This window comes from Thalassobacillus devorans (genome assembly GCF_011761345.1).
Lineage (GTDB): Bacteria > Bacillota > Bacilli > Bacillales > Halobacillaceae > Thalassobacillus > Thalassobacillus devorans.
The window spans coordinates 1,146,719-1,161,011 of the sequence record NZ_JAASRY010000001.1; the positions used below are offsets into that span (position 1 = coordinate 1,146,719).

14 protein-coding genes are annotated in these 14,293 nt (G+C 35.7%); 10 read left to right on the plus strand and 4 right to left on the minus strand.

Annotation, left to right across the window (positions count from 1 at the left end):
- Positions 1-12 precede the first annotated feature (12 nt).
- On the plus strand, positions 13-216 hold the full coding sequence (locus FHS45_RS05670; RefSeq protein ID WP_062445969.1) for a hypothetical protein: 204 nt from the start codon (positions 13-15) through the stop codon (positions 214-216).
- A gap of 319 nt (positions 217-535) precedes the next feature.
- Here FHS45_RS05670 and FHS45_RS05675 read toward each other — a convergent pair whose 3' ends face one another.
- The 4 genes from FHS45_RS05675 to FHS45_RS05690 form a co-directional block, all read right to left on the minus strand.
- On the minus strand, positions 536-763 hold the full coding sequence (locus tag FHS45_RS05675; protein ID WP_062445970.1) for a hypothetical protein: 228 nt from the start codon (positions 761-763) through the stop codon (positions 536-538).
- A 19-nt stretch (positions 764-782) separates the two neighbouring features.
- Complete coding sequence (locus tag FHS45_RS05680; RefSeq protein ID WP_062445971.1) at positions 783-1,076, minus strand: DUF3931 domain-containing protein; 294 nt, start codon at positions 1,074-1,076, stop codon at positions 783-785.
- 136 nt (positions 1,077-1,212) lie between these two features.
- Entirely contained in the window at positions 1,213-2,343 is a 1,131-nt protein-coding gene (locus FHS45_RS05685) for a site-specific integrase (RefSeq protein WP_062445972.1), read from the minus strand.
- 202 nt (positions 2,344-2,545) lie between these two features.
- Positions 2,546-2,800, minus strand: coding sequence for a group-specific protein (locus tag FHS45_RS05690; protein ID WP_229717864.1), 255 nt, complete (start codon positions 2,798-2,800; stop codon positions 2,546-2,548).
- Between the two features lie 409 nt (positions 2,801-3,209).
- Between FHS45_RS05690 and FHS45_RS05695 the strand changes: the two genes are divergently transcribed.
- The 9 genes from FHS45_RS05695 to FHS45_RS05735 all read left to right on the plus strand — a co-directional run bounded on the left by FHS45_RS05695 (position 3,210) and on the right by FHS45_RS05735 (position 14,284).
- Positions 3,210-3,668 carry a hypothetical protein gene (locus FHS45_RS05695; RefSeq protein WP_062445974.1) on the plus strand — a complete coding sequence of 153 codons (459 nt, stop codon included), beginning with the start codon at positions 3,210-3,212 and terminating at the stop codon, positions 3,666-3,668.
- 285 nt (positions 3,669-3,953) lie between these two features.
- Positions 3,954-4,496, plus strand: a complete 543-nt coding sequence (locus FHS45_RS05700; protein ID WP_062445975.1) for a helix-turn-helix domain-containing protein — start codon at positions 3,954-3,956, stop codon at positions 4,494-4,496.
- Positions 4,497-4,542: 46 nt separating this feature from the next.
- Complete coding sequence (locus FHS45_RS05705; RefSeq protein ID WP_062445976.1) at positions 4,543-6,597, plus strand: hydantoinase/oxoprolinase family protein; 2,055 nt, start codon at positions 4,543-4,545, stop codon at positions 6,595-6,597.
- Positions 6,587-8,320 (plus strand): hydantoinase B/oxoprolinase family protein, encoded by a 1,734-nt coding sequence (locus FHS45_RS05710; RefSeq protein WP_062445977.1) that lies wholly within the window; start codon positions 6,587-6,589, stop codon positions 8,318-8,320. Before FHS45_RS05705 ends, FHS45_RS05710 begins: the two co-directional genes overlap by 11 nt.
- A 12-nt stretch (positions 8,321-8,332) precedes the next feature.
- Positions 8,333-8,632 carry a cupin domain-containing protein gene (locus tag FHS45_RS05715; protein WP_062445978.1) on the plus strand — a complete coding sequence of 100 codons (300 nt, stop codon included), beginning with the start codon at positions 8,333-8,335 and terminating at the stop codon, positions 8,630-8,632.
- A gap of 78 nt (positions 8,633-8,710) precedes the next feature.
- Positions 8,711-10,051, plus strand: coding sequence for a purine-cytosine permease family protein (locus FHS45_RS05720; protein ID WP_062445979.1), 1,341 nt, complete (start codon positions 8,711-8,713; stop codon positions 10,049-10,051).
- 393 nt (positions 10,052-10,444) lie between these two features.
- On the plus strand, positions 10,445-12,070 hold the full coding sequence (locus FHS45_RS05725) for an ATP-dependent nuclease (protein WP_062445980.1): 1,626 nt from the start codon (positions 10,445-10,447) through the stop codon (positions 12,068-12,070).
- Positions 12,018-13,178, plus strand: a complete 1,161-nt coding sequence (locus FHS45_RS05730; protein WP_062445981.1) for a UvrD-helicase domain-containing protein — start codon at positions 12,018-12,020, stop codon at positions 13,176-13,178. Before FHS45_RS05725 ends, FHS45_RS05730 begins: the two co-directional genes overlap by 53 nt.
- Positions 13,179-13,459: 281 nt before the next feature.
- Positions 13,460-14,284 carry a glycosyltransferase family 32 protein gene (locus FHS45_RS05735; protein ID WP_062445982.1) on the plus strand — a complete coding sequence of 275 codons (825 nt, stop codon included), beginning with the start codon at positions 13,460-13,462 and terminating at the stop codon, positions 14,282-14,284.
- Positions 14,285-14,293 lie beyond the last annotated feature (9 nt).

Genomic DNA, 14,293 nt, shown 5'->3' on the forward strand with positions numbered 1-14,293 from the left:
GAGGTGATACAAATGAACAAGGAAGAAAAGGAACGAAAACGGCAGGAACTTTTAAAACGGTACCGGGAAAAGCCAAGTGATAAGCCGATTCGCTGGCGTACAAAAGAGAGAACCATGGAGTTGATGTGTAAGGGACCGAAATTAGGCCCTAGTAGGAATTCGATGAAAAAACGGGAGAAAAAAAGAAAAGGAATTTGCCGGTTTTTTAAAGGATAATTTTTAAAGTTGGTTACTACTAATGGAGTCTAGGATGTAATATTAACTGTGTAAGTAGAAATGCGTACGGTTTCTACTTGCACAGTTTTACTTTGATAATATGAAAGTAAGTAAATTGGGAGGTTGCCTACTTTAGAAAAGCAACCCAAAAAGAGGCATTCCTAAGCGAGAATGCCTCTTAAAGATATCCTATTTACTACTCACAATATAACTTGACTAATGAAGTAGGTTGATCGAACTTTCACACTTATCAGGACAATCCCGAAAGCCATACATTACAGCTTTCCGCTTCTTCTTATAAGACAGATGTGACTGCGGATCAGTTTTTGCACTTGTACCTTTGCTCATACCGTTCCGGGATGGTTAGAGGTTTTTCCTTTGGGAAATCACATTCTATTAACCCATATCTTTCAAGCACTTTAACCTGTCTAGGAGTGTATTTTTTTTGGTTTTCCTCTTTCATTCTTTGTAATTCTTCAAAGATTATCTCTTGCTGCTCAAGGATCATTTTTTGAATGTGAATGATATAATCAAGCTTTGACTTCACCAGAACATACCTCCTAGTCCTAATCACTATAATGTGTTTGTTCGATGTTTCTTGTAACTTGAACATTCAAGTATCGTTCGTATTTCGCCATATCATCGGTGCTACAGTTATGAATGAGATTGACTCTTTCATTAAACATATTTTCTCCCCCTAAAACAAAAGAATCTAAATGATATAGTTGACCATTGACAACTACTACTGCATCAGTAGAATCAATTTCTATGATATCTTTAAGTTCTCCTGCTGTAGATATTTCCCCTCCTTTTTTATTTTTTTCAACCAATCTCAATTTCATAGTTTTATCGTTAGACATATCCTTTCCCCTCCTCATTTCTTATTATAAACAGATAATGAAAAATCATCTCCGCTGTTTAAATCATTCTTTTTCAGAAAAATAGAACCACCCCACCAAGAACCAATGACTTGATGGGGTGGAGTGGTTTTCTTATTCAAATATAAGAACTTACATAGCTTTGGTACTTTTTGAAATTATTATCTTCTAGTTTCTTGCTGATATGAGCATATATATCAGATGTTATCTGGATGCTTTTATGGCCGAGTCTTTCCTGGATATATTTCATATCTACCCCTGCTTCTAACATTAGTACAGCATGGGTGTGTCTCAGAGCGTGGATTGCTATATCTGGAAGGTTAGCTCGAGATTTAATCTTTCTAAAAGCATTATGGAGGCTAGACTTACGAAGAAAACTGCCATCTTTTCTACAATGAACCAGGTTTAGGCTATGATTATACATCGACCCACAAGTTAGCTTGTCCTTTTTTTGATGAAGTTGATGTTTTTTAAGTTCTTCTACTAGTCCGTCTGATATGGTAATGAGTCTTTTCGAATTCTTTGTTTTTGGAGAGCCAAAAACTTCAGTGTCATTTTTAGCACTGAAATTCAACGTTTTAGTAACGTTAATAGTCCCATTCACCAAGTCAATGTCTTTCCATTGTAGAGCAGCCGCTTCACCTTTACGCAATCCAGTTTCCAATAATATTTTAAAAAAGAAACCGTATTCATAACCGTACCTATATGCTTCCTGAAGAAATTGAGAAAGAGCTTCTTTTTCTAGATAATTAATCTCCTTCTCTTTAGTTTTACCCTTTAGCGTGACACCAATACAGGGGTTGGTTTTAATTTTGCTTAAGATAACTGCTTTTTTCATCGCATTAGACATAGTCGAGTGAATATTCTCTATAGTCCTCTTGCTCAAACCCTTATCAGCCAACTCATTAATGAATTTCTGATACCTGGTAGGATTAAGTTGATCCAGCATTAAATCTTTAAAGAAAGGGAGAATATGCTTTTCAATACTGTACTTATGCAATTTATAAGTATTCTCACGCACTTCATCCTTTTTATATACCTCTAACCATTCCAGTAAAAATGCTTTCAAGGAAACAGAAGTATGGAAGTAACCCTCTTTAATTTCCTCTTCCATTTTAGCGGCTGCAAGCTGTGCCTCTTTTTTTGTTCTAAAACCTCCCTTTGACTTTTCTATATACTTTTGAGTAAAAGGATCTTTATGCGAAATTCGATACTGCCACTTGTTATTCCTTTTTCTATAAGACGCCATATACATTCCTCCTAGTTATTTATTATAAAAACTTGCTGAAAACTATTTCTCTTATATCTTCATTAGCTTTCTAGATTTATTCAATAAACAAGGATAAGAAATTTTAATGTTATCCATTCTTTCTAACGCGAAAGCTTGAATGAATAAGAGACGAGGGGTGACCCTCGTCTTTAAAAGTCTTTAATTACACTTACTACGTGCATTAAGCGCCCATTTGATGTTTAAACCATCTCGAGAGAAACTCTTCTGTTTCTTTAGCAGGGTAATACCATTTCCCTCCTATTTTCACTTTTGGGAAATCCTCTTCATAAAAGAAAGTGCTTTGAATTGTACTCCACGACATACTGACGCGGCGTTTAAGCTCTTTTGAATCCCAAACGACTAAATCCGTATTCAATTTTGAAAGAGTTTCCTCAACTTGTTTCTTGATAACCTCATTTACTTCTTCCTCGTTCACTCTAAAGTGTAGAATGATGGCCACCGCCTTTTTCATAGTTTTGAGATACGAATTAAAGCGAAATCTTCGGATGACTATCCTGCATATCGATATCTAGGCTTATTGTATTGACCAAACTCAAAAAAACCAACACTTTGGAAAAATTTCTGGAAAAAATTTAAATTATTTTTGAAGGTGTCTTCGTTTTTGAATATAAAACTGTTGTAGAAAGGTTGAAACAAACCACTAGATTGCTGCCAATTAAGTAATTTGCAAGTCCTTGAAAAGAAATTTTTGATTTTTTAAAGGAACTTGAAAAAAGTAGATTAATTTATCTACAACAGAGGAGGTGATAGCTTGAAATAATTTGTAGAGAATTTTTGTCCTGGTAGACTACGAAAATCACTTAAAATTTTAAGGGGGAATTATAATGAGAGTAGAAGACTATATCAACAAAGTTAGGTCACTTAATACTGACTATAATGTTTCAATGGAGAAAGTTTGGTACCAAAATTCGTACAAAAGGGTGTTATGGTATCGATTGAAGGGAAATCATAACACAATTTTAACAAATCCTTATAAGAATGCTTGGCGTCTTGAAAAGTATAATTACATATATGATGTGACATTGATTGAGTGGGACTTGGTACGTTGGTATTCCCACTATAAAGATGACGCCGGTATAATGCGCGGGGGATATGAAGATCCTTACAAATTGGCTAAAAACTACGCACAGAATTGCGATAAACCTCCAGAATTCTTATTTCGTATTTTTGTGCCAGCCTCAGAGCATTTTTCCGCTCTACTCAAACTGAAAAATTTAGAAGAAGTAGCTGAGTACTTTGAGAAATATTGGACTTGTCCTGATTTTGAAGAAGATTTTCATTAAACATACATTGGATGGTTAGTGCCTGACTAACCATCCTTTTTCTTTTTTTATGAGGCACCTATTCTTTGTAAGTTTGGCAGTATGTGTATTAGCAAAGTGTTATTAGTAAGCACAACAAGATGTTTTAGGAAGTGGGATCTTCTTAATTTAAGAAAGACCCGGCAGAGAGTTACTTTGGATTTTATTACAAAAAAATTCTTTCAATTCTGAAAATATTATGCTATTATATAAAAAAATACAGTAATACTAAAATTATTACCGTCTTGCTAGAAAGGTTTTGGTGTAATGGAAGATATTTATAAGAAAATTAAGGAATTACGTCTACAAAATGGACTAACATTAAAGGGCTTGAGTGAGAAAACAGATCTTTCGGTCAGTTTCTTGTCTCAAGTAGAACGTGGGGATTCATCGCTAGCTATTACTTCATTAAAAAAAATTGCAGACGCTTTTGGCGTCCCTATGGCTTCATTTTTCGAGGACCCATATAACCACAACTATGCAGTAAAGCGGGAACATCAAAAACCGTTTAAGATTGAAGGGTCAGATCTAATACATACTCGTTTAGGTGGTCATTTTCCGGAAAGAAAAATGGAACCAATCAAGGTAACACTTAGCCCAAACCAACAGGATAAACAAAAGTTTAGTCATCCTGGTGAAGAATTTTATTATGTGTTGAAAGGTATGGTTATCTTTGTAATTGAAGGAAAAGAATATCTTCTTAAGGAAGGTGATGCTATTCACTTTCCTTCAGTACAACAGCATCAATGGGAAAATCCTTTATCGGAAGAGACAGAACTTCTTTGCGTATTGACACCTGTAATTTTTTAATTTCGGGTGTTTTATTTATATAACTTAAAAAAGGATGGTGTTTTAGGTGAGAGTGGCAACTGATATTGGCGGGACATTTACAGATTTGGTTTACGTCGATGAAAAAGGGAGTGTTGGTATTGAAAAAAGTCATACGACGCCGCCTAACTTTGAACAAGGGGTTATTGATGTTATTGACAAGAGTGGCATAAATCAACAGAGCATCCAATCGTTCATTCATGGAACAACTGTTATCATTAATTCGTTGACAGAACGAAAGGGTGCTAAAACTGCTCTGCTTACCACCAAAGGTTTTCGAGATGTACTAGAGATTGCAAGAGGGAATCGACCAGATTTATTTAATGTTTTATACAAAAAGCCAACTCCTTTTGTAGAAAGGTATCTAAGAAGGGAAGTTAGTGAACGTATCAACTATCAAGGGGATACACTGGAACCGCTCCAAAAAGAAGATATAAAAGAAGCGATTGAATATTTCAAAAAAGAAGGCGTGGAGGCTATTGCAGTATCTTTCTTGCACTCCTATGCTAATTCGGAACATGAAAAGAAAACGGTAGAACTAATTAAAGAATTATGGCCGGAGGTGGCTGTTACAGCCTCTCACGAAGTAACAAAAGAATGGCGCGAATATGAGCGAACAAATACAGCTGTATTGAATGCTTATGTTCAGCCGGCTGCTACAACTTATGTAAATAAATTGGATGAAAAATTAGCAGAAAATGATACGATGAGCAATAATTTTATTATGCAATCAAATGGTGGTGCGACAACTTTTCCTCAAGCAAAAAAAATCCCAATTAATATGGTAGAGTCTGGTCCTGTTGCAGGTATTTATGGGGCGGCAGTCTTAGGTGAAATTATTGGAGAAAAAAACATTATAGCTTTTGATATAGGCGGAACTACAGCTAAATGTTCTTTAATAGAAAATGGGGAAGTAAAGGTTTCTACCGATTATTATATCGAACGGACTGATCGAACAGCTGGTTATCCAATTAAAACACCTGTAGTTGATATTGTTGAAATTGGTAATGGTGGTGGATCTATTGCATGGATTGATGAAGCCAACTCGTTAAAAGTTGGTCCTCAGTCTTCTGGAGCAGTCCCCGGTCCAGTTGCTTACGGTTTAGGGGGCACAGAGCCAACCACTACTGATGCCAATCTTTTAACAGGTAGGTTAGCTCCTGAAAATTTTGATTATAATGTCGACTTAGCAAATGTGAAAAATGTAATTTCTAATAAAGTAGCTAAACGTTTTGATATTTCAACTGAAGAAGCTGCATTAGGAATTATTCGCATTGCCAATTCCAACATGTTGAATGCATTAAAATTAATATCTATCCGTAAAGGGCACAACCCTAGAGGTTTCACCTTAGTAGCTTTTGGTGGTGGAGGATCCATGCATGCCCCAGCTCTAGCAAAAGAACTTGGAGTGAAAAAAGTGGTAGTACCGATTTCTTCCCCTGTATTCTCCGCGTGGGGAATGCTAATGACTGACTTACGACATGATTACATTAAAACATTTATTAAGCGTTTAAATGATATAGATTTAACTTTGTTGAATGATGAGTGGAATCGTATGGAGCAGGAAGCAACAAACCAATTTATCACGGAAGGGGTTTCTAAGGAAAAAGTACATTACAACCGTTTTGCTGACATGCGTTACTTGGGACAAGAACATACAGTTAAAGTCCCTGTTCCGGCTGGAGAGTGGGATGAAGAATGCATCAAGTCTATCATCTCTAAATTTCATGAGCTTCATGAAAAGAACTTTACCTTTAAATTAGAAGAGTCACCCACCGAGATTGTAAACCTTCATCTCACTGCATTTGGAAAAGTTGATAAGCCTGAACTTAAGCAAAATATAGTTCAAGGGACATTGAACGACGCTAAAAAAGAAACAAGACCGGTTTATTTCGAGGAGGCCGGATGGTTAAATGTCGCTGTCTACCATCGTGAAAAATTGCCAACGGAAAGTATGGTGGCTGGTCCTGCAATTGTCGAAGAAAAAGCTGCCACGACGGTAATCTATGATGGACAATCGCTTTATAAGGATGTCTACGGAAATCTTATTATTGAAACGGGGGTAGCTGTTAATGACCTATGATACAAAAGTAGATCCATTTACGTTAGAGATAGTAAAAGATTCACTATTATCTATTGGGGACGAGATGTTTATTGCCTTAGCGCGTACTTCGATGAGCCCAATTATCTATGAAGTTTTAGATTATGCTAGTGGATTAACGGATGCGAAAGGTCAATTGCTTACCCAAGGCAATGGTGTAACCGGTTTTATCGGGATGCTTAGCTTTATGGTTAAACAAACTCTTGAAAAATATGGAGAGAAAGGGGATTTAGAGCCAGGAGATATTATCATAATTAACGACCCATATGGTGGTGGAGGTTCACATTTATCAGATGTTGGACTTGTTATGCCAATCTTCCATGAAGGTGAATTAATAGCTTTTTCGGCCAATAAAGCCCATTGGACAGAGGTAGGTGGGAAAGATCCTGGTTCTTTTACCAATGATTCAACAGATATTTTTCAGGAAGGCCTTCAATTTTCTTGTATCAAGCTATTTGAAAAAGGAAAAATCAACGAAGGCATTGTGGAAATCATCCGTTCAAATGTACGATTCCCTGATTTGTCACTAGGTGATATGTGGGCACAAGTTGCAGCATTGAAAACAGGTGATAAGCGAGTAAAGGAGCTGTGTGAGAAACATGGCAGAAACACTATTGTTTCAGCAGTTGATTACTTGTTAGATCATGGCGAACAAATTTCAAGGCAGGAGCTCAGCAAACTACCTAAAGGAACTTTTTATGCAGAAGATTTTATTGATACAGATGGAATTGGAAATGGCCCCTTTCCAATAAAGGTTAAAGTTACAATCACCGATGATGAATTTATTTGCGATTTCCGTGGAAGCAGCCCACAGGTTCCGGGTCCTGTTAACTGTTCTTATACCGGCCTCGTTTCCGCTGTTAGAACAATCTTTTTAGGAGTAACAAACCCTTCTCAGGATGTTAACGATGGTGTGTTCCGTCCATTAAAAATAATTGTAGATCAGAGGTCTGTGATGTCAGCGGAAAGACCAGCCCCTGTCTCCAATTATTTTGAAACGTTATTGGGAAGCTTAGATCTTGTTTGGAAAGCATTAGCGCCAGAACTGCCACATCGTTTGGGTGCGGGTCATTTACTATCTGTGTGTGCAGTAACATTAAGTGGACTGCACCATGATACAGATGAACCGTTCCTCATTGTTGAACCATCTGTTGGCGGTTGGGGAGCAGCTCAAGGACAAGATGGTGCAAGCGGCCAGTTTTGTATAGCGGATGGTGAAACTTATAATATTCCAGTAGAAGTGGCTGAAACACGTTATGGTGTTTTACTGGACGAGTATAGCTTACGAACAGATGGAGCAGGAGCAGGTCAATATATCGGGGGCAAGGGAGTTATTAGATCATATCGGGCCTTAACTGATAATCAGGCTGCAACAGTCACATTCGGAAGAAATAAGTATTTACCGTGGGGTATTGATAACGGCCATGAAGGCTCTCCTAATGAATTTTATATTGAAAAAACCAGTGGGGAAAAAGACGGACCATTCGGGGTTTATCCACGCTACCCACTACAAAAAAATGATGTAATTAAATTAATGACAGCAACTGGTGGAGGTTATGGTGATCCTTTGAAGAGACCTGCTGAACAAGTGGCTAAAGATGTGAAAAATGAGTATTACACCTTAGACGAAGCAAAAGAAATTTTTGGCGTTCTGGTTAACCCAGATACGTTCGAATGGGAAGAAGACAAAATTCGTAAAAAGTGAGGTGTAAATGTCTTGGAAGTAAAAAAGTACGAACAGGACATTAAAGGGCTGCAAACTTTATTTCAAAACGAAGTAAAATTCGGCTTGGTAAACATACAACCAGGGGAACGGGTTCCTGGTACAGGTTTATCCAACCACAATGAAGATGAATATTCATATATCATCGAAGGAAGCATTGAAGGAGAATGTGGCGGACATAGATTCAAAGCTTCAGAGGGAGAAGCTACCTTTATCCCTTCTGGGGAACAGCATTGGGCAGTAAATAACAGTGATAAAGTGTGCAGAATTGTTTGGACGTTAGTGAAGCCATAATAGGGAGAGGGGGCAGTTAATGCCCCTTATTCTTTGTCTGTTGTTATCAGAAAATTACAATAAAAGGAGACTGTTATTATGAAAGATAGCAAGAAACTAAAGCAAGATGAAGCCCTCTCATCTGTCCCGGAAAGTAAAAGGCAGCATTGGCTCACACCCGCAATGATTTTCGGAGGTTTGGAATTTACTATACCAGTTTTAATGGTTGGTGCTACTCTCGCTGGTAGCTTTGGATTAGGTAAGATATTTTTGATACTTGTACTTGCACTAGTAGGAATTCAATGGATCGGTAACGCCCTACAAGGTTATCTTGGAGCCAAAACCGGTAGAGCATCTTCTGTGATAGCGCGTACCAGTTTTGGAGCAAAGCAAGCGAGATTTATTGTGGGTTTAACGATATTTATCGTCTCACTTGGCTGGTGGGCGTTGCAGACTGCCGTTGCAGGAAATGCTATTTCAGCTATGTTTGGCATTGATTATACCACTCAATGGGGCTTATGGGCTTTAATAACAGTCATAGCAGGATTATTATTCGCCCTACCTTCTATTATTGGCTATAATTCTATGAAGTGGACAGACTATATTGCAGTACCCGCAGGTTTATTATTAATTGGTGCAGGGATCTTTTATGCTTTACGAAATACTGGTATAGATAATATTACCGCCTGGAGCCCAGAGCCTACTATGGGGATATTAGCCGCAATCAGCTTAGTAATCGGAGTGAACGTTTCACAATGGGTAATAGCTTCAGACTATACCCGATACGCTAAACCAAAGGTCAAAGATAATCTTCTTATACCATTAGGAATTGTTGCTATCGGTCTTCCATTATTTTATGTCGGCGCTATAATGTCAGTAGGAGTTGGGGATGCTGATATTGTAAATGTTATGCTGAACTTAGGGTTTCCGGTATGGGGATTTCTAATTCTATGGTTTGCCACTTGGACAAGCCAGCTAGTCAATAACTATAGCATGGGACTCGCTTTATCCAATATGCTTAATGTTAATTCTGATAAAGGACGGGCGGTACTCACACTTTTAGGTACTATTGTTGCTATTGTTGTAGCTTTGGCAGGAATATTAGATTATTTTATGGACTTTTTATATATGACAGCATTAATCTATCCTGCTATTGCCGGGGTTATGATGGCTGACTTTTTCTTTTTAAGGAAACAGACGTGGGTAGACAAAGACGGTTGGAATTGGATGGCTACAATCGCTCTAATAATCGGTACTGGAGTAGGTTATTTAACTCAGTATGTTACACAACTTGGACTTCCTGCCGTTCAATCCTTGATAGCAGCTGGTGTTGTTTATTTAGCAGCAATGAAAATAAAAGCATCAATCGCACCTGATCGATTTACTGAGTTGACTATCAATGAATACGACAATATAGACGTAGAGGCAAAAGTTGAATAGTCTCATTAATAGTGCCCCGGAATTTGGGGCGCTTTTTATTTACCACAATCGAAATACTACATCCATCCAAAAAGGAGAAAATGTTATCTGTAAAAAGTTAAGATATGAAATGGCAGCATTTATGTTAGAAAACTGGTATAAGTAAACGAAAATATGAACGAGTGGTTTCGTATATTTATTTAGTTATATCTCGAAACTGAGTCTTCCGTATAAGGGCAGGATTGTGGAAGACTCAGTTTCGAGATATCCCAGCATAGTATCATGAATTTTCAAATTACTCCTGGCACAATTTGTGTTAAAGTCATATTAAAGACTAATACATAAAAAGGAAATTAGTGTACCATAAACCAATTATGTTTTAATATTCTACTTAGCAATGGGGTAGGTGCAATTATGAAAATTAATAAAATACGAATTCAAAATTATAAGCTGTTTAGAGATGTAACTATTCGTGTGAATCAAGGTTACAATATTTTTGTCGGTAATAATGACTCTGGTAAAAGTACTTTGTTAGAGCTACTTCAAATAGTCATTAGTGGGAAGCTAAATAACTATTCTTTTGAACGTCAACTTAAGGTAACTTGCTTTAATCAGCAAGTTAGAGAGGAATTCAAGAAAAAGCTAGTGCAAGATGAAGTAATAGAAGAATTACCAAAGATAACAGCTGAAATTTATTTTCATGATGAGGGAACTGCTTCAGAATTAAAAGGGACTAACAATTCTTTAGGCGATGATTGCCCTGGCATACAAATGTCTGTAATCTTTAACCCTATGTATGCTGAAGCCTTTAAGGATATGGTAGAAAACGATGAAATATATGATATTCCCGTTGAGTTTTATGAAGTGAAATGGAGAGATTTTTCAGGAAACCCAATTGTTTTTCGGAAATTACCTTTCAAAGTATCTCTTTTGGATACAACAAAGAAAGATTACAGTAATTCAGTAAATAGGTTTGTGAATTCAAATGTAGCTGAACATTTGACTGATGAAGAAAAAGCAAGCTTGGCAAGAAGTTATCGAAAAATGAAGTATGACTTTAATTCCAATGAAAGTGTTATTAGCTTAAACGAGAGAATAGAAGAAAATGTTCGTTTAGATGACAAAAGAATTAAACTGGGCATAAAAGAGGAAGTATTAGACGCTTGGAAAAACGAAGTTTCTATAGATGTTGAAGAGATACCTTTTGAGGATGTAGGATTCGGTAGCCAGAATCTTATTAAAATGGAATTAGTTTTATATGAAGAATCTCAAAAGTCTAATTTTATACTTTTTGAAGAGCCTGAAAATAATTTATCTTTTAGTAATATGTCGAAACTTATCTCAAAAATCAAAAATGAAGAATCTAAACAAGTTTTTATCTCTACACATAGCAGCTTTGTTGCTAATAAGATAGGTCTCGATAATATCATTCTCTTACATCAAGGAATTATCACCCCTTTAAATGAAGTGAATGATGGAACAATGGATTTTTTCATGAAATTACCTGGATATAATACTGTAAGGTTTTTGCTTGCTGAAAAAGTGATTTTAGTTGAAGGACCCACAGATGAATTAGTAGTTCAAAGAGCATACTTTGATCGTTATGGAAAACTTCCCATCGAGGATGGTACAGATATTATAGCTGTTGATTCACTGGCTTTTAAACGCTATTGTGATCTAGCTATTTTAGTAAACAAGGATATTAATTTAGTGACAGATAATGACGGTGATATTAAGAAGAATATTTTAGATAAGTATGATGACTACCTGGATAAATACGAATTTATTAAAGTATTTTATGAAGAAGACGAAAGTTTATATAGTTTAGAGCCTAGTATGTATGAGTCAAATGCGAAAGATGAAGAGAAACTTTCTTTGTTTAAGGATGCGATTTCTAAGAACGGTTCTATGAAAGATAAATCTAGTCAACAAATCATTAATTTCATGGAGAACAATAAAGCTGAATGGGGGTTAAGGGTTTTCGACTATGACAGAGAAGTTGAATATCCCGATTACATTATCAATGCAATCACAAAATAAAATCATTATGGCGTGTGCAGGTTCAGGTAAGACATGGGGGATTTGTCAAGATGCAATAAACACCCCTCATGGAGCAAAAAAAGTGTTAATGGTGTCTTTTACCAACAAAGGAGTTGAGTCTTTAAGAAATGAATACGAAAAACAAAACTATGGTGTAGTTGACCAACATATAAAAATACATTCTTGGTATCAGTTTCTTTTAAAAGATCTAATAAAGCCATACCAAAGTTTTTTTTTAGAAGACATAAATATAATTAGATCTTTTGACTTTTCGAATATGTATGGTGCTAGAGACTTTTCCAAAAAAAACACTTTACCTTATTTCCTTAATAAAAGTGGTGATGTAAAAGCTAATAAGGCTTCGGAGTTTGTGGTTTATCTAAATGAAAAGTCAAACGGAGCAGTTATAAAAAGGTTAGAAGAAATTTATTCTTGTATATACATTGATGAGTTACAAGATTTAACGGGAAGAGATATCGAATTATTAGAACTTTTACTTAAGTCTTCTATCAGAGTATATTGTGTGGGTGATTACAAACAATCAACTTTAAAAACTCATAATGCTAAAACTAACAAGAAAAAAAGTGGGGAAAATATTTTCGGTTACCTAGAAACATTGAAAGATTCACATCATTTAGAGATTATTAAGAATAATAAATCTAAGAGGTTTATACAAGATATCGCTGATTTTGCAAACCTTGTATATCCCGGAGACCCAATAACAAGTGTTAAAGAGGACTCCCTTGAATATATGGGGGTCTATCAAATAACTAGGAAGAATATCGACGATTATATTAGGTACTTTCAACCTAAAGTTTTGATATATGATAAAAGAACATCCACATCAGGGTATATGTCATTGAATTTTGGTGTAAGTAAAGGTATGACACTAGACAGGAGCATAATTTTCCCAAATGGACCACTCAAGAAATTTTTGAAAGACCCAACTAAATCCTTGAGCACCCCTCATAAATATTTTGTTGGTGTAACTAGATCAAAGTATAGCTTAGTTTTTGTTGTAGATAAGTTAATAGAGAACAGGTATTTTAAGAGAGAAACAATGAAGGTTGGGGATAAAGTCATAGATGTAGCTAAATTTTATTTGTGAACAATCAAAATACTAGCCTCAAGTCTTCCGTTAAAAAGAGGGGACCTTTAATAAAGAGAATAATTTTTTATTAGTGTAACGTGCAATAAGTGAGATAAGAAAATTGGAATTCTTAAATACGTACTAAACTAGATACTACGTAATAAAAACCTTATTTTAGCCTATTAGGAAGGCATGGAGTAGAGGGGGGATCAGTTATCCTTATTTCTTGAATCCTGTGAAAATGATCAATACTTATTTCAATGGAGTATATAAAAGTATCTTAAAAAGGATTTGATAAGATGAAATACTTAAATTTTTCTGAAGTGGCGGAATCTGATAGTTTAAGATCTAAATATATGTTTGAAAATGTTTTTAGAAGAGAAGCTCTTGATACAAACAGTTCCAATTCTTATGGCGGCATCCCTAAACATTTAATTCAATATTGGGATGATGCAATAATACCTGAGGATGTAAAAAAAGTGATGGATACTTGGACAAAGAGTGGTCTACCAAAAATAGTTTTCGATAAAAAAAGTGCTGGAAAGTTTATAAGTGACAATTTTAGCGATAAATTTTCCGAAGCTTATGAGAGATGTATTCATCCAGCAATGAGATCAGATTACTTTAGGCTTTGCTATCTGTACAAAAATGGTGGTTTTTACGTTGATGTAGATGATAAATTTAATGATGTTTGTTTGAATTTTCTATTTGAAAATAACAATTTGAAAGTATCTCCATTATGTTACGATCTTTCTGCTGATCAAATGGTAGAAATCAATCATTTTTATTATAATTCAGAAGAAGCAAATCCAAATTATATATACTATGTAAACAATGATCCTATTTTGGCACCTGCAAAGCATCCATTAATAGGTTTAGCTTTGGATAGAGCGACTTATAATCTGTTAAATGAGGCTACTAATTTAAAACAAATACAATCAGTGTCCGGACCAGGTAATTTTAGTGCAAGTGTTGTTCAATTTTTTCTTAATAACGAAAATACAAACAGTCCATTGCCCTTTGAATTAATAAAGAATTGGGACGAAATATCAACTCCTCAGTGGAACTTAATGTATAGAGAGGATCAAAGGAATTGGAGAATATGGTCTGGAGAAAGTATGTAGATTGGATGT